Source organism: Pseudomonas sp. NS1(2017), from assembly GCF_002269425.1.
GTDB classification, from domain to species: domain Bacteria; phylum Pseudomonadota; class Gammaproteobacteria; order Pseudomonadales; family Pseudomonadaceae; genus Aquipseudomonas; species Aquipseudomonas reactans.
The window spans coordinates 2296903-2313709 of sequence record NZ_CP022960.1 but is presented as its reverse complement, the minus strand read 5'-3'; the positions used below and the strand labels follow the sequence as shown (position 1 = coordinate 2313709).

Here is a 16807-nt window from a genome sequence, read left to right as displayed (position 1 = left end):
AGTGCAATTAGCAATGTATCGCAATTGATAGAAATACTTGTTAACACTATATTCCGCGGCCTCACATCCTTGGGGAAAGGACACGTCATGTCGCGCACCACTACAAAAATACCTGCCAGTTCACCACGCATGCTGGCTTCGGCCATCGGCGTTGCCCTCAGCGCCAGCTCTGTCGCCCATCTGGCGCAGGCTGCCGAAGACACTGAACAAAAAGGCCAGCGCAACAGCATCTCCCTCGGCGCCACCAGCATTACTGGCGAAGAACAGGACAACACCTCCTACCAGGTCGAAAAAGCCTCGTCGCAGAAATACACCGCGCCGCTGGTCGACACGCCGCGCTCGGTCACCGTGGTGCCGCAACAAGTGCTCAAGGACACCGCCGCCACCTCGTTGCAGGATGCCTTGCGCACCGTGCCAGGTATTACGTTCGGCGCGGGTGAAGGCGGTAACCCTCAGGGCGACCGTCCGTTCATCCGTGGTTTTGACGCCCAGGGCGACACCTACCTGGACGGCGTGCGCGACACGGGCGGCCAGAGCCGCGAGATCTTTGACATCGAGTCGATCGAAGTCAGCAAAGGCCCGAACTCTTCGTTCGGCGGTCGTGGTTCGGCCGGTGGCAGCCTCAACCTGGTGAGCAAGACCCCGCAAGCGCGGGACTTCACCAACGGCGGCTTCACCTACGGTTCCGATCAGACCCGCCGCTACGTAGTCGACGTGAACCGTCAGTTCCTCGACGACAGCGCCGCGTTCCGCCTGAACCTGATGAGCCACGAACAGAACGTGGCCGGTCGCGATGCGGTGAATTACGACCGCTGGGGTGTCGCCCCGTCGCTGACGTTTGGCCTGGGTACCCCGACCCGCGTCAACCTCAGCTACTACCACCTGGAAAGCAACGACCTGCCGGACTCGGGGATTCCCTACGGCTACGGCTCGTCGACCGCGACGGCCCACGTGCATGACAAGCCCAACGACGGCGGCGACAGCAACAACTTCTACGGCCTCAAGGATCGCGACTTCCGCAAGACCCGCGCCGATATCAGCACGTTCTCCATCGAGCACGACCTGAACGACAACATGACGCTGAAAAACACCCTGCGTCACGGCAGCACCGGGCAGGATTACATCCTCACGCAACCGGACGACAGCAAGTTCAACGTCAACCGGTTCGGCACCGTATGGCGTCGCGCCAACAGCCGGGTCTCGACCACAACCACTACGACCAACCAGACCGACCTGTTCGGCAGCTTCCAGGCCCTGGGCTTCAAGCACAGCTACTCCACCGGACTGGAATTCACCGGTGAAGAAACCCGAGTCAGCAGCTACACCATCAGCCCCAACGCCAACCCGATCTGCACCGTGGCCAAAGGCAGCCTGGGCGGTCAGTGCACCTCCCTGAGCAACCCGAACCCGGATGACGCCTGGACCGGCAGCATCGCGCGCAACTATTACGGCACCGCCACCAAGGCCACCAGCCGTGGCGCCTATGTGTTCGACACCATTGAGCTGGACCCGAAATGGTTGCTGAACGTCGGCCTGCGCTATGACACCTTCGACACCGTTGCCAACACCGACTCCGCAACCGGCCGCAGCAAAATCAAGGAAGACAGCCAATTCTTCAACTGGCAGGCCGGCCTGGTCTGGAAGCCGGTCGAAAACGCCAGCATCTATGCGTCCTATGCCACATCGGCGACGCCAGCCGGCGGCCTGGTCGGTGAAGGGGCGGACGGCAACCCACTGTCAGCCGGTGCCGCCACCAGCGACCTGCAGCCGGAAGAAACCGTCAACTACGAGCTGGGCACCAAGTGGGACCTGTTCCACGATCGCCTATCCCTGACCGCTGCGGTGTTCCGTACCGAGAAGAAAAACACGCGCATCCTGGTCGATGCCCTGACCTATCAGAACGCCGGTGAGTCCCAAGTCGACGGCCTGGAACTGTCCGCCAGCGGCAAGATCACCGACCAATGGCAAGTGTTCGCCGGCTACAGCTACCTCGACAGCGAGTTGGTCAAATCCGGCCTGAACGGTCGCAACGGTGTGGTCAGCTCGGGGTCGAGCAAAGGCAACCAAATGCCCAACACGCCGAAGAACACCTTCAGCCTGTGGACCACCTACGACGTCACGTCCAAGCTCACCATCGGTGGCGGCGCGTTCTACGTCGACCAGGTTTATGGCGATGCGGGCAACACCGTTTATGTACCGTCCTACACCCGCTACGACGCCATGGCCAGTTACAAGCTGACCAAGAACGTGGACCTGCAATTGAACGTGCAAAACCTGACGGACAAGCTGTATTACGACAAAGCCTTCTCGACGCACTTCGCCAACCAGGCGGCCGGTCGCACGGCGCTGTTGACCACCAACTTCCACTTCTAAGCAGCCACACCACGCAGCAAATAGCCCCACGCATCGGATGCGCGGGGCTTTTGCGTGTCAAACAGAATGTTTCTCGACAAGCCACGGCATAATGCGCGCCGTGCCCTACATATCCGGATAGACGAGGCGGTCAGACGTGTTGAAGAAAACCCTATTCCAGTTGCACTGGTTCTTCGGCATTACCGCCGGGCTGGTGCTGGCCTTGATGGGGATCACCGGGGCTGCGGTCTCGTTTCAGGATGAAATACTGCGGGCGCTCAACCCCAGCGTACTGACCGTGGAAAAACGCGAAGCTGGCGTATTGCCGCCCGCCGAGCTGGTGCGCAAGCTGGAAGCCACCGAAGGCAAGATCGTGGCCATGCTGTTCGTTGAGAGCGAGAGCGGCAACGCCGCCCGTGTGTTCTTCACGCCGCCGCCCGGTGAACGCCGCGGCCAGTTGCGCTATTTCGATCCTTACACCGGCGACTACATGGGCGACGTGGTGGGTCAGGAGGTCTTTGGCTTCCTGCTGCAATTCCACCGTTTCCTGGTGATGGGCGATACCGGGCGCAACATCACCGGCGCGTGCACGCTGGTCCTGGTGTTCTTCTGCCTGTCCGGTTTGTACCTGCGCTGGCCGCGCCAGGTGGCGAGCTGGCGCGCCTGGCTGACCTTGGACTGGCGCAAAAAGGGCCGTGCCTTCAATTGGGATCTGCACTCGGTGTTCGGCACTTGGTGTCTGTTGGCTTATTTGCTGTCGGCACTGACCGGGCTGTATTGGTCTTACGACTGGTACAGCCAAGGCCTGACCAAGCTGCTGTCCGACGCCCCACAGAATGAACGGGTGCGCAAACGCGGCCCAGCCCCCGAAGGCCCGGCGCCCGCAGCCAATTACGATGCGATCTGGAGCAGCATCTACAGCAACGCCGGCCCAGGCTTGAGTGCTTACAACATCCGCATGCCGGCCGTCGCCGGGCAACCGGCCACCGTCTACTACCTGCTGGACGATTCGCCCCATGACCGCGCACTGAACCAGATCAACCTGGACCCGGCGACCGGCGAGGTGAAATCCCATGACCGCTACGCCAGCAAGACCTTCGGCTCGCAACTGCTGACCAGCGTCTACGCGCTGCACACCGGCAGCTACTTCGGCCTGGCAGGAAGGATCATCCTCACGCTCAGCTCGGTGCTGATGCCGCTGTTTTTTATCACCGGTTGGCTGTTGTACCTGGACCGTCGTCGCAAAAAACGCCAGGTGCGTGACGCGCGTAAAGGCCTCACGGCCAACGCCAGCGATGCCCCGGCTTGGCTGATCGGTTTCGCCAGCCAGAGCGGTTTTGCCGAGCAGCTTGCCTGGCAAACAGCAGGCCAATTGCAGGCGGCTGGTTTGCCGGTGAAGGTGCAGTCCCTGGGCAGCGTCAGCCAGGATGACCTGCGCCAGTCGGAAAATGCGCTGTTCGTGGTCAGCACCTTCGGCGATGGTGAAGCACCCGACAGTGCTCGCGGTTTCGAGCGCAGTGTGCTCGGCCAAGACCTGTCCCTGAAGGGTTTGAACTACTCGGTCCTGGCCCTGGGTGATCGTCAGTACGAACACTTCTGCGGCTTCGCGCGGCGCCTGCATTTCTGGCTGACCAATCAGGGCGGCAACGCGCTGTTTGCCCCCGTGGAAGTCGACAGCGGTGACACCGCCGCCCTGCTGCACTGGCAACAACAACTCGGCCAGCTCACCGGCCACGCCCCGGCGGCCGCTTGGCCGACCGCCCAATACGAAAACTGGACGCTGAGCCAACGCTCCCTGCTCAACCGCGACAGCGCAGGCTCGGATGTTTATTTACTCGGCCTCACCTCGCCTTCGCCACAAAGCTGGCAGGCCGGCGACCTGGTGGAAGTACTGCCGCGCAACTGCCCCTGGGCCATCGAGCACTTCCTCGAAGGCCTGGGCCTGGCCGGCAGTGACGGCGTGCTGATCGACGGCATGGCGCACACCCTCAATCAAGCCTTGGCCACTCGCCAATTGCCGACGCATCGCGCCCACCTGGTCGGCCTGCATGCCCAGGCGCTGGTGGACGCGCTGGTACCGCTGGGCATGCGCGAATACTCCATCGCCTCGATTGCCAGCGATGGCGTACTCGAATTGATCGTGCGCCAGGAACGCCACCCCGACAGCAGCCTGGGCCTGGGGTCAGGCTGGCTCACCGAACATGCCGCCCTCGGTTCCAGCATCAGCCTGCGCCTGCGTCGCAACAGTGGTTTCCATCTACCAGACGTACCCGTGCCACTGATCCTGCTGGGCAACGGCACCGGCCTGGCCGGCCTGCGCAGCTTGCTCAAGGCGCGCGTTGCCGATGGCCAGCAGCGCAACTGGCTGCTGTTCGGTGAACGCAATATCAAGCATGACTTCCTCTGTCAGGACGAATTGCAAGGCTGGCTGGCCAGTGGGGATCTGGCGCTGCTGGACCTGGCGTTTTCCCGTGACCAGGAGGAAAAAATCTACGTGCAGGATCGCCTGCGTGAATCGGCCGAAGTGCTGCGTAAGTGGCTCAGCGACGGCGCGGCGATTTATGTGTGCGGGAGTCTGCAGGGAATGGCGGCAGGGGTGGATCAGGCGTTGGTGGACCTACTCGGCAGCGAGGCCGTAGAGCGATTGATCGAGCAAGGCCGCTATCGCCGCGACGTCTACTGACCTCCCCCCTTTACTGTAGGAGCCGGCTTGCCGGCTCCTACAGTAAAGGGGTTTAGGCGGGTTGTAGCTTTTGTTCGAACACCGAGACGCCATCCAGGTCCCGCAAAACCACAGTCAACTCCGCCGTCTGCCCATCAATATTCACCTCACCAAAAAACTGAAAACCCGCAAACGGCGAGGTGTTCTGCGCCGGCGGCGCTTTCTCGAACACCACCTCAGGCCCAAAGGTTTTATCCAACGGATTAGGCCCGAAACTCCCGGCATTCAACGGCCCGGCTACAAACTCCCAGAACGGCTCGAAATCCTGGAACGCCGCACGATCCGGGTGATAGTGGTGTGCCGCGCAGTAATGCACATCCGCCGTCAGCCACACGTGGTTGCGCACCTTCTGCGCCCTTAAAAAGCCCAGCAGCTCGGCAATTTCCAGCTCACGCCCTTGCGGTGCGCCCGGGTCATTATTGGCAATCGCTTCCCAACGCGGCACGCCGGGACTCACTTCACCATCGGGTACACCCAGGCCAATCGGCATGTCAGCCGCGATGACTTTCCACTGCGCCTGCGAACCTTTGAGCTCACGCTTGAGCCAGTCCAATTGCTCACGACCGAGGAAGGGTTTTTCACCGCCCAGGTTGTCATCGTTGGGCCCGCGATAGCTGCGCATGTCCAGCACGAACACATCCAGCAGCGGACCATAACTGAGCTTGCGATAAATCCGCCCGCCGCCGTCGGCGCTCTGCCGACGCATCGGTGAATATTCCAGCCAGGCCTGGCGCGCGCGGCCGACCAAGGTGTTGATGTCCTTGATCTGGTAACGCTCATCCAACTGCTTGCTTGGCGACCAGTTGTTCACCACTTCATGGTCGTCCCACTGCCAGATCTGCGGCACTTCGGCGTTGAAACGACGGACGTTTTCATCCATCAGGTTGTAGCGGTAATTGCCGCGATACTCATCCAGGGTTTCGGCAACCTTGCTCTTGGCTTCAGTGGTGATGTTGCGCCAGATGCGCCCGTCTTCGACCGTCAGTTGGGCCGGCACCGGGCCGTCGGCGTAGATGGTGTCGCCGCTGTGGATAAAGAAGTCCGGCAAGCGCAGGCGCATGGCTTCATAGATGCGCATGCCGCCGATGTCCGGGTTGATGCCGAAGCCCTGGCCGACGGTGTCGCCACTCCACACAAAACGAATGTCGCGGCGCTGTTGCGGCACGCTGCGCAGGTGGCCGAACCAGGGTTCGCTGGCAACGCCGGTCTGGGCGTCTTCGAAGTGCACACGGTAGAAGATCGCCTGGTCGGCGGGCAGCCCGGTGAGTTCAACACGGGCGGTAAAGTCGGTGCGGTTGTCGGCCAGGGGTGAGATGAATTTGCGCGGGTTGCTGAAGACACTGCGGGTGTCCCACTCCACCACCATGCGGGCCGGGCGGTCGCTGCGGCTCCAGATCATGGCGCGATCACCGAGCAGGTCGCCGGACTGCACGCCGTCGGTGAGTTGTGGCCGGTCCTTGACCGAGGCGATCACCGCCGGGGCCAGGCCCGGCAGCAACAGGCCGGCGCCGACGGCTTGCATCACGCGGCGGCGGCCGAGATCGAAGTGGCTCATGCACATGCCCTCTGAATATCAAAAGAGGAACTTAAACATGGCCGGATGAAGCGACTATGACAGCCCAGCCGATAATGCGTTATCCACGCATCACTGAGGGACGGCCACAGCGCTGATCTTTCCGCTGCGATAAGCCTCGAATATTTGATCAATACTGGATTTGGCATCGCCCTTCGCCGTGAAAATCCCACCGCAACCTTGGTTGGCAGCGGCGTAACGCTCATCGTCCATCAACACCTGATGCGCTTTCTTCAAGTTCCAGAACGGGATACCGGCAAACAAGTGGTGGGTCAGGTGGTAGTTATCGCCATGCATCCCGATGATCGAACGCTCAAGCAGCGTGGGGAAGCGATTGCGGGTGAGCTGCACTTCTTCGTGGTAGAGGCCAAACATCCCGAAATGCTCAGAGACTTCGGATAACCAGCCAATCACCTGGAACACCGTGAAATACGGCACCAGCCAAAACACTACATAGGCCCACGGACCGATGAAGTAGCTGAAAACCAGCAGCAGTACCGTGTGAACAGCCAGCAATTTCAAGCCTTGTGACGGGTTGGCCAGGATATCCCCAGCCCGATTCTTGACCAGGTAGAGGAAGTAACGATAGGTGTTGGCCAGTGTCAGGCTCTTGAGCAAATGCCCGATCAGAAAGTCGAAGCGGTCGGTCGCTTTATACAGGCCCGATTCGATGTAATAGCGGTGGTCCGGGTCTTTATGGGGGTCACCGAGATTGTGATGGTGAAGCTGCACATGGGAGCGTCGGTAAGCCTCATAATTCTGGAAGATCGGGTAGCCGAGCAAATATTCGCCGATGACTTTATTGAGTTTTTTGCTTTGGGTCAGCGTCATGTGCGCGGCTTCGTGCAGCAGCGAGGCCAAGGCCCGTTGCCGGGAGCCTATAAACAGGAGTGCCAGTGGGTAGAGGTAGTTGTAGCGATCCGCAAAAAACACCGCCAGTGAGATAACGGCCACGTCGGCCAACACCGCCAACATCCAGTGCCAGTTATCCTTTTTGTAAAGTGCACGCAGTCGTTGCTTCACTTCATTGGCAGGATTGAACTTATTTATATTACCCATCAGAATTCCTTTTCCTCAGTTCGAGGCGCCCAGTGTAATTTACCTGATACGCAACATTATAAAAACGGGCCACGCGACGAGCGCTTGATCACCCACACTCAACCGCCGGAGCAACTTAATAGTTTGCACCTGTCTTGGCCAACCGATAGAAGCACAGACAATGCTCGGCGAGTATCGCCGCCACACCACCCTGTTATTTATATAATATGGATATTACAGTTTCGCCAGCAACTCCATGAACACCTGCACATCTTCAAGGCTATTTTTATTATTAATCGATAGCCGCACAAAGCGATCATGCCCTTGCCCCAACATGTAGTAAGGCGTGTGAGAGGCATAACCCGGCCAGCCATTCACGCCCTGCGCACGCATGTAATCGACAAGTTCAGTTGCCGAATAATTAGCGTGGGTAAAGGCAATGATCCCCGCTTGTTGTGTACCTGGAGCGATGACGCTGATATGCGCCGTTTGGGCCAACTGTTGATAAAGAAACCGGTAGGTCCCACGCTCAACGTTGTAGGCCACGGAAAGACGGTCTTTGATCGCCTGGTTCAACCCAACCACTGCCGCATTGTTACGCTCGGCATACTCAAAACGCCGCGCATCATCAGCCCCCAGGCTCACCACCCCGCGCACGTCAACGCTGGCCCTGCTCAGGTCAGTGAAGCGCGGTTGCGCAGCCGCCATAAAATCCTCGGACAGGTAGGCAAACCCCGTGCCTCTGGGCCCGCAAAGAAACTTCCTACCGGCGGCGGTCAACACATCGGCACCGATAGCCTGCACATCCAGGGGCAGCATGCCTGCCGATTGACAAGCATCAACGAAGTAAAAGCACGGGTAATCACGCAAGATATTACCCACCGCTTCAACATCGTTCACGATGCCGCAGCACGACGGCACATGCACGACCGAGACCAGCATGACTTGCGCGCTCATATGCTGTGCCAGCCATTGCAGGTCCAGGTCACCATTTGCCAGCAGCGGCATTACGTCAACCACCACGCCGTAGCGGCGCTGCAACTCAGACAATGCGATCAGGTTGCCGGCGTATTCATAGGGCGTGACCACGACACGCGCCCCCTTGGACCAAGGCAGCGCGTTCAACGCCGTCACCCACGCCTTGGTAGCGCCATCGAAAAGTGCAATATTGCGTGCAGTCGTGCCAAGTAACCGTGCGATATTTTCATACACTTCGCCGTCCAGGGTTGCGGCGTAGGACAGTTCGGTTTCATAGGCACCGAGTTCATGTTCCTCTTGCAAATAAACCTGCATCACATGCAACGTTTCAGCGGAAACACGACCGGCCCCTGCAGTATTAAAGTGAATCATCAATCAGCCCTATTTCGTGAGCCCATAAAATAGAAACCGCTCGCCACCACGATACACATGGACAAGACATAGAACATCGCCTGGGGCGCATAAAGCGATAACGCTATCCCACACAATACCGGGCCGAGGGCGGCCCCCAGGTTCGACAAGTTCTGTGCGCCGTAGTAAACGCCGCGCATATCCTCCGGTGCTATGTAATCAATAAACAGGTATTCCGCCGGAATAATGATGATTTCACCCACGGTAAAAACGATCATCGCAAGTACCCAAATAACCGGTATCTGTGCATAGGCGAACCCCATCAGCCCTACCACAAAGAACAGCATTCCCAGCATTAACATGCGAAACAGGTTGTGCTGGTTGATCCGCGAGCCGATCAGGTATTGAAGACCGATCACCACACAGGCGTTGGTGGTGACCAGGTAATTGATAATCTGATACGCATTTTGTGGGTCGCTCGTCACGATCAGGTATTGCGACAAGTAGGCGGTGAACTGCCCGAACACAATGGCGCTGAGAATGCCGCCGATCGTGAAACACACCAACCGATAGTTCTTGACCAAATGCACCAGCACGTTGGCAAAGCTCGTTCCGCTACCGTCACTCGCACTGCCCGTTGGACGAGGAATTCGTCCACCCACCAGCCCATACAACAGGACAAAGACCGCCCCGATCAACGCGGCCACGGCAAACGGCATTCCGGGACTGACTTTGGCAAACATCACACCCAGAAAAGGTCCGATGGCATAGCCGACGTTGGTCAGGGTGTACTTCAGTGAGAACACCCCGCCGCGCTTGTCCGGTGCCACCAGAAAACCTATGCCGGATTTAACTGCGATGTCGACCACGGCATAGGCCAGGTTCACCACCACAATCGCGATGATGAACGGCACCAGGCTGGTGACCTGGAATGCCACCGCGAACGCGAGGGAGAACACCGTCGCAGCGACGAGCATGACCCGGTAGTTGGAGAACCTGTCCACCAGGAACCCGCCATAGACCCCCAGGACTGAACTGACGATCAATGCACCGCCGACCGCAAGACCGATATCCGCAACGCCCAGACCAAACGCCTCGGAGAAGTAAATAACCAGATAGGGCAACGCCAGCGCCCTGGCGACGGTCAGGATAAAGGTCGCCGACAGCAGCAGGATCACCGTTCTGTCATAGACTCTGGCTTGACTCTGGGCTACCAGTCCCTCCGAGACGTGCTTCATGTCAGCATTTCCCTGTAGACGCTTGGCTCGTGCTCACGCAGCAATTCAATACTGTGCTGAATGTTCGTGCGGTCGCTGTCGAGGATGAATACATGACCGGGGCTGTTTTCCAGGGAAATGGTCGGTTTGAGTACACCGTCATCCTGGATTTTTATGCTGTGCACGCCGGGGATTGTCTTCCACGCCGTGATGTCCGGCGAACGCTTGATTGGCCCCGCATGCCGCGAGATCAGAAACACACAGCTGGAATGAAAGTAGAGCTTTTTCCGCGGCCGTTGGCGGTAATCGAGAAAAGCCTGAGGGTTAATCAACGAGTCGATCCACAGGCTCAACTGGTTATGCCCCAAGGCTCGGGTATAGGCCGAAAGATCGATACCGCCCGGCATGCGCGCAGCCGTCTCCAGCAACACCGGCTCGTCATTGACGATCATCAATTCGCTATGCCCGACGCCTTGCCGGATGCCCAGCGCATCGAGTACAGAGAATATGTAACCCGATAGTCGACTGTAGACGTCGGCATTCTCCACCGGGCACATCAGCTGGTTGTAGTCATGCACCGGCGAGGCACCGATACGAGTACGGTAAACACGGATAATTTCGCTGACGTAGTGCAGGCCATCGACACTCACGGTATTCACGCAGTATTCGATGTCGACGTCTTTGGACTTGCTGAGCAGCAACTCCGAGTTGAAGTCCGAGTTATCCAGGTATTGCTGCACCAGGATCTCTTCATTGCTTTCCAGAAAAATATTGCGACTGGACTTTATGACGTCGAAGGCGTGTTCAATCTGGCTGGCGTCAGTGCAAATGTGGATATTGTCGGAACCGGCGCTTTTAACCGGCTTCACTACCACCGGCAGCATGTGGTTTTCCTTGACCCAGTCCAGAATGCCCGGCAACGCATCTGACTTGAAGTGCTTGATCGATCGTACACCCGCCCGGGACAACGCCTCGTGCATCTGGTACTTGTCGCGCCAGCGCACTGCGTGGTCAGGATTGTTATGGCGCGGGACGTTGAACAGCGCAGCCAGATGGGCCGCCAACTCCACGCCGAACTCACAACCGGCCAAGACAAACTGCACGCAATAGTCGGACAGTGCTTCCTGCAACTCTGCATCCGAACGATAAAGCAGGTCGTTGATGAAATCCCCGGTGCGGAACCAGGTCTCATAAAACGCGTTCACGTCAGCGGTCGAACGCACGTGCACACATTCATAGCCACGTGACATGAACGCAGGCGCGATCAAACTGCCAATCGAATAGGCATCGACAACCACGACGATATTTTTCTTGTAGATCATTTGACGGCCTCCCGCGTTGAACTCAATTCACGCACGGTGGCTTTGATTATCCCCGCTGCCTTGAGGATGTCGGCGCGACTGATATTGATATGCGGCATAAAGCGCATTTCCCGTGCGTTATAAGGCAAGCCGGCGACACCTTGTTGGCTCAGGTGAGTACCGAACTGCATCGGCGTCATACCCAGCGATGAAACATCCAGGGTCACCATATTGGTTCCCTTGTAGTGCGCAGGCGTCTCATCGATATCGCTGAGCAGGCGGTGCAGCAGGGCCGCGTGCTCGTGATCTTCGGCCAAGCGCTCGATATTGTTGTGCATCGCATAGAGCCCGGCGGCGGCCATCATGCCGGCCTGATGAAGATCGCCGCCAAACCATTTACGGTATTTCCTGGCGCGCTGGATCAGCTCTTTGGAGCCCACCATGATCGAGCCCACAGGTGCGCCCAGCGCCTTGGACAGACACATGGACATGAGGTCGGCGTTTTCCGTGTAGGAGGTCACATCAATGCCTGACGCGATAGAGGCGTGGAGGATGCGAGCACCATCCAGGTAACGATAGGCGTCGATAGTCTTGGCATAACCGAAGACTTCGTTCATCTGTGCCAGCGGAAAGATCGCACCGCCTTTGCACCCGAGGGTGTTTTCAACCACCACCACGCGTGGCAACGCGTAGTTCTGGTTCCAGCGGCAACGCGAGGCATACAGCTTTTCCAGGTCACTGACGTCAAACAACCCGTTCTCGTGGGACGACAATGAGAAGTTGACGCCGGAAAACGCCGATGTAGCAGCGGCCTCGTAATAGTTGATGTGGTAGGAAGCATCCAGAAAAATCTCATCACCGGGCTGGGTGAGGGACTTGATAGCCAACTGATTGCTCAGCGTGCCACCCGTGGTGAAGAGCGCCGCTTCCTTCTGAAAGTAATTGGCACAGAACGCTTCCAGAGCCCGCACACTCGGGTCTTCGCCGAAGCATTCATCCCCGACTTCCGCCTGGTAGATAGCCTTGCGCATGCCTTCCGTTGGCTTGGTGACCGTATCGCTTCTGAGATCGATAAACATGACTGCTCCTTTAGTAACCAGCGCCGAACGTGATACGCGAGGGGTCGTAGAAGTCGGCAAGTGCCTCAAGGACGTTGTCCGGCGACTCCGCCAGGCGGTGCAGGAAATGCAGGTACCAGCTATCGCCGTAAACTGCGGCAATCCGGCAGGTCAGGCCCGCCTCTTTGGCACTACGCAACACGTCCGGTTGTACGCCGTGGAGCATCTCCAGCTCCTCGATCCTCAATTGATAACCACCGTCGAAAAGACGCTTGATCAAGTTGGGGTCTTGCGTTGCACAACTCACAGCCACGTTGGCGGCCAGCAAGTCATCAAGTAACGACAGGTAGCGTTTATCCAGTTCCTCACCACGAGGCAGCGCAATGTCGGGTACCTCGTTGTAAACCCCTTTGACCAATCTGACTTTACGTCCATAGCTGATGATGCGCGGCAAGTCTTCGACAGTTCTATGCAAGTGCGCTTGCACGGTAATACCGACATTGTGATGGGCGGGGGCAAGTTCGGCGTACACTTCCAGAATCTTATCAACGGCCGAAGAGTGCTCCATGCTGATCATGACGGGGATATCGTGCTCCGCCGCCGCCGACAGGATAGTGGCTGCGTTGTGATAAGCGGTTTCCTGGGAAACAAGCAGCCCCACCGCACTTAAATCAAACCCCAACTGTGGTTTTAAACCAGCGCGGGCAAACGTTTTAATGGCGCTCAGGTACTCGTTGACAAAGTCTTGTACAACCTCTGGGTCATGATTTTCTTCACCCACATATTCAACACCCAGTTGGTAGCCTTTTGCCGCTAGCGCCTGCAGCTTACCGCTCAATGCCTGCGCATCCGACGCGACAATGTAACGATGGGCAGCGTGTTCGAACAATTTGAAAAACAATGAATTTTTATCAAACGCATCGCGACAGGCCTGGTTGAGTGCCAACTTTTTCAACCCTGCACAGGCCAGTGTATAAACTTCCTTGGAAAGCATTTCTTCCTCCTTGCAGACAATAGTTTGTGCAACCACAACTCATCTATAAAACAGCACAGGTGTTTTATTAAAAACTCGGCGACCCATTTCACGCGCGCAATAGTGCCCAGGACAAGGAAATGCCACTCATAACCTGAAGGGTGTTTTTTGCCCTATTCCGCCTGCATGAGAATGCTCGGAGACTAAAAGCAACGCCGTTCCATAAACAGGAGATGCAGCGATTGCCCATAACAGGGTCGATATACGAAGTGCCGGAAAAGAGCACTTATCGTCGTCAGATTTATTTTAAAAGTGACCAGCATCCTTGCCTCGTCGATCAATAGGCCATTTTTATGACATTGCGAGTAGCGAATCACTGACAGGTATTCGTGCGTCTAGCTTACCGCCGTGCCACGTTCTGATTTATGATCTTTTTTACCAGATAGGTGGAACTAAATTCATGGATACAGGGGTCGTATGTTTTCCTCAGAGCGCTTGAAAGGGATTGATGTGTTCGTCTGCGTCTCGGAGACCGGCAGCTTCAAGGCCGCTGCCGAGAAAATGAATTTGACAGGCTCCGCCATCAGTAAAAGTGTCGCCCGGCTGGAGAGCCGATTGGGCACGCGGCTTTTTCAACGCACGACCCGACGCCTTTCGTTGACCGATGCCGGGATCGCGTTCTATCGGACCTGCACCGGTGTGCTCGCAGACCTTGAAGAGGCAGAGTTGTCACTGCAAGTCGACAATATCGAGCCGCGTGGACGGATTCGAATCGACCTTCCAGGCGCGTTCGGCCGCGCACAAGTGCTCCCGACGCTCCTGCGGTTCATGCAGGATCACCCGCTGCTGATACCGCATATCACGTTCTCCGACGGGTTGATCGACCCATTCCAGGAAGGCGTGGACGTGGTGGTGCGCATCGGCGGCGCGGATGTCTGGCCCGAAAGAGTGGCGCATCGTTACCTGGCCAGTGAGTGGCATACCTTCTGCGCATCGCCGAGCTATTTGGCCAAGCACGGCACGCCGCTCACGGAGCAGGATCTGGAGCATCACCACTGCATCGCCTATGGCTGGGTGGATGGCAATATCACCCCGTGGAGTTTCGCAGGCGAGCATCCGGGCGCCATCAAACGCCAACCGGTGGCTGCCCGGTTGGTGATCGGTAATGGCGAAGGCTTGTTGATGGCGGTATTGGCGGGCAGTGGTATCGCACAATTGCCATCGTGGCTGATTAATCAGCAGTTGGAAGACGGAACCTTGGTAGAAGTGTTGCCCCACCTGGCAACCGAGGGCATTCCGATCAATCTTGCCTGGGTCAAAAGCCGCCAAACGCTGCCAAAGGTCAGTGCCTTGCTGGACGCGTTGACGGCAAGCCTGACGCCAGCAGGCGGCATCTTAGGGGGGCTTAGACGAACATGACCCCCTTGAGAAACCAAGCGACCCCAAGGCCGCCTTTGCATGCCGATGTACAACCGCGACCACCCGGGCACTGCCACAGTGCCGTGCCCCCACTGCTGATACAAGCGATCAGGTCGGCGCGACCGCCAGTTCGACGGCTTCCGGGCGCTTGATCAGCGCGTAGACCAACCCCGTCAACAGGCTGCCGGCAACAATCGCCAGCAAATACAGCAATGCATGGTTCATCGCATTCGGAATGACCAGCACAAACAGGCCGCCGTGGGGCGCCGCCAGTTTGCAGCCGAAGTACATCGACAGCGCGCCGGTCAACGCACCACCGGCAATGCTGGCCGGGATGACGCGCAACGGGTCCTTGGCGGCAAACGGAATCGCGCCTTCCGAGATAAAGCACATGCCGAGGATCATCGCCGCTTTGCCGGCCTCGCGCTCAGTCTGGGCGAATTTGCGACGAGCCAGGAACGTGGCGATGCCCATGCCAATCGGTGGCACCATGCCGGCGGCCATGGTGGCAGCCATCGGCGCGCCACTGGAGGCCGCCAGCAAGCCGACGGAAAACGCATACGCCGCCTTGTTGATCGGCCCACCCAGGTCGACACACATCATGCCGCCCAACAGAATCCCCAACAGCACCGCGTTGGTGGTGCCCATGGTGCTGAGGAAGTCGGTCAGCCCCGTAAGCAGGCGCGCGACCGGCGGCCCCACCAGGTAGATCATCGCCAGGCCGGTAAACAGGCTCGCCAGCAATGGGATGATCAGGATCGGCTTGAGCGCCTCCAGGCTCTGCGGCAACTTCACCGCACGCGTGATCAGCTTGACACAATAGCCGGCCAGGAAACCGGCGAAGATGCCGCCGATAAAGCCCGCGCCCAGCGTCCCGGCCAATAAGCCGCCAATCATGCCGGGCGCGATGCCGGGCCGGTCGGCAATCGAGTAGGCGATGTAGCCCGCCAGCAACGGCACCATCAACATGAAGGCGCGGTCACCCACGGTTTTCAGTGCAGCCGCCAAGGTGCCTTCCTGTTCAAAGGCATGGATGCCGAACACGAATGACAAGGCGATCAATAGCCCGCCCGCCACCACCATCGGCAACATGAACGACACACCGGTCAACAGGTGTTTGTACACGCCGGTCTTTTCTTTCTTGGCCACCGCACCGCTGGCGGCGCTTTCCACCGCACCTTCAGCCAGCGCCTTATTAAGGGTGGCTTCGGACTGCTTGAGGGCAATGCCAGTGCCGCAGCGGTAGATCTTCTTGCCGGCAAAGCGCTCGGTGGCGACTTCGATATCCGCCGCCAACAACACCACATCGGCGTCGGCAATGGCCTGCGGGCTCAAGGGCGTCCGTGCACCGACCGAGCCTTGGGTCTCGACCTGCAAGTCGTAGCCCAGCCGCTTGGCGGTCTGCTGCAAGGCTTCGGCGGCCATGAAGGTATGGGCAACCCCAGTCGGGCAGGCCGTAATGGCGACGATACGGGGTGCATTCTTGGCCGCCTGCGGCGAAGCGACATACACCTGCGCCTCTTCTGCGCCGCGACGCAACACGGCGTCGACATCCGCCAGCGCCTGGGCCGGCGTGCTCTGGAACACGCGCTTGCCGACAAACCGCTGCATATCCACCGCGGTGCTGCTGACCAACAACACCCATTCGGCGTCGTCGATCGTGGCCTGGGACAACTGGCGTTCCGGGCGCTGCACATCCACCACTTCAACGCTGGTGCTCCAGCCTTGGCGCTGCGCGGCGGCGTCCAACAAGCGGGCGCACAGCACACTGGTGACCATGCCGTTCGGGCAGGCGGTAACAATGGCTAACTTCATCACAAACCCT

The 16807-nt window shown here is 58.5% G+C and carries 11 protein-coding genes; 3 read left to right on the top strand and 8 right to left on the bottom strand.

Annotated elements, in window-relative coordinates:
• Positions 1–87: 87 nt before the first annotated feature.
• Both CI807_RS10955 and CI807_RS10950 read left to right on the top strand, forming a co-directional pair.
• Entirely contained in the window at positions 88–2373 is a 2286-nt protein-coding gene (locus CI807_RS10955) for a TonB-dependent siderophore receptor (RefSeq protein ID WP_095014688.1), read from the top strand.
• A gap of 136 nt (positions 2374–2509) precedes the next feature.
• Positions 2510–5035, top strand: coding sequence for a sulfite reductase flavoprotein subunit alpha (locus CI807_RS10950; protein ID WP_095014687.1), 2526 nt, complete (start codon positions 2510–2512; stop codon positions 5033–5035).
• Between the two features lie 52 nt (positions 5036–5087).
• Here the strand turns inward: CI807_RS10950 and CI807_RS10945 are convergent, their stop codons facing one another.
• From CI807_RS10945 to CI807_RS10915, 7 genes are all read right to left on the bottom strand, one after another.
• On the bottom strand, positions 5088–6629 hold the full coding sequence (locus CI807_RS10945) for an alkaline phosphatase (RefSeq protein WP_095014686.1): 1542 nt from the start codon (positions 6627–6629) through the stop codon (positions 5088–5090).
• A gap of 90 nt (positions 6630–6719) precedes the next feature.
• Positions 6720–7706, bottom strand: a complete 987-nt coding sequence (gene gntB, locus CI807_RS10940) for a guanitoxin biosynthesis L-arginine gamma (S) hydroxylase (RefSeq protein ID WP_095014685.1) — start codon at positions 7704–7706, stop codon at positions 6720–6722.
• A gap of 213 nt (positions 7707–7919) precedes the next feature.
• Entirely contained in the window at positions 7920–9035 is a 1116-nt protein-coding gene (locus CI807_RS10935) for an aminotransferase class V-fold PLP-dependent enzyme (protein ID WP_095014684.1), read from the bottom strand.
• Positions 9035–10252, bottom strand: coding sequence for an MFS transporter (locus CI807_RS10930; protein WP_095014683.1), 1218 nt, complete (start codon positions 10250–10252; stop codon positions 9035–9037). The genes CI807_RS10935 and CI807_RS10930 overlap by 1 nt, the downstream gene beginning before the upstream one ends.
• Positions 10249–11553 (bottom strand): hypothetical protein, encoded by a 1305-nt coding sequence (locus tag CI807_RS10925; protein ID WP_095014682.1) that lies wholly within the window; start codon positions 11551–11553, stop codon positions 10249–10251. Before CI807_RS10925 ends, CI807_RS10930 begins: the two co-directional genes overlap by 4 nt.
• Positions 11550–12611: a low specificity L-threonine aldolase gene (locus CI807_RS10920; protein ID WP_095014681.1), complete on the bottom strand. Its 1062-nt coding sequence runs from the start codon at positions 12609–12611 to the stop codon at positions 11550–11552. The genes CI807_RS10925 and CI807_RS10920 overlap by 4 nt, the downstream gene beginning before the upstream one ends.
• Before the next feature lie 10 nt (positions 12612–12621).
• Positions 12622–13584, bottom strand: coding sequence for a proline dehydrogenase family protein (locus CI807_RS10915; RefSeq protein ID WP_095014680.1), 963 nt, complete (start codon positions 13582–13584; stop codon positions 12622–12624).
• 456 nt (positions 13585–14040) lie between these two features.
• Here CI807_RS10915 and CI807_RS10910 point away from each other — a divergent pair, with 456 nt between their 5' ends.
• Positions 14041–14982 carry a LysR family transcriptional regulator gene (locus CI807_RS10910; protein ID WP_016976268.1) on the top strand — a complete coding sequence of 314 codons (942 nt, stop codon included), beginning with the start codon at positions 14041–14043 and terminating at the stop codon, positions 14980–14982.
• Between the two features lie 108 nt (positions 14983–15090).
• On the opposite strand, the gene CI807_RS10905 is transcribed toward CI807_RS10910, so the two are convergent.
• Positions 15091–16797, bottom strand: coding sequence for a PTS fructose-like transporter subunit IIB (locus tag CI807_RS10905; RefSeq protein WP_095014679.1), 1707 nt, complete (start codon positions 16795–16797; stop codon positions 15091–15093).
• Between the last annotated feature and the right edge of the window lie 10 nt (positions 16798–16807).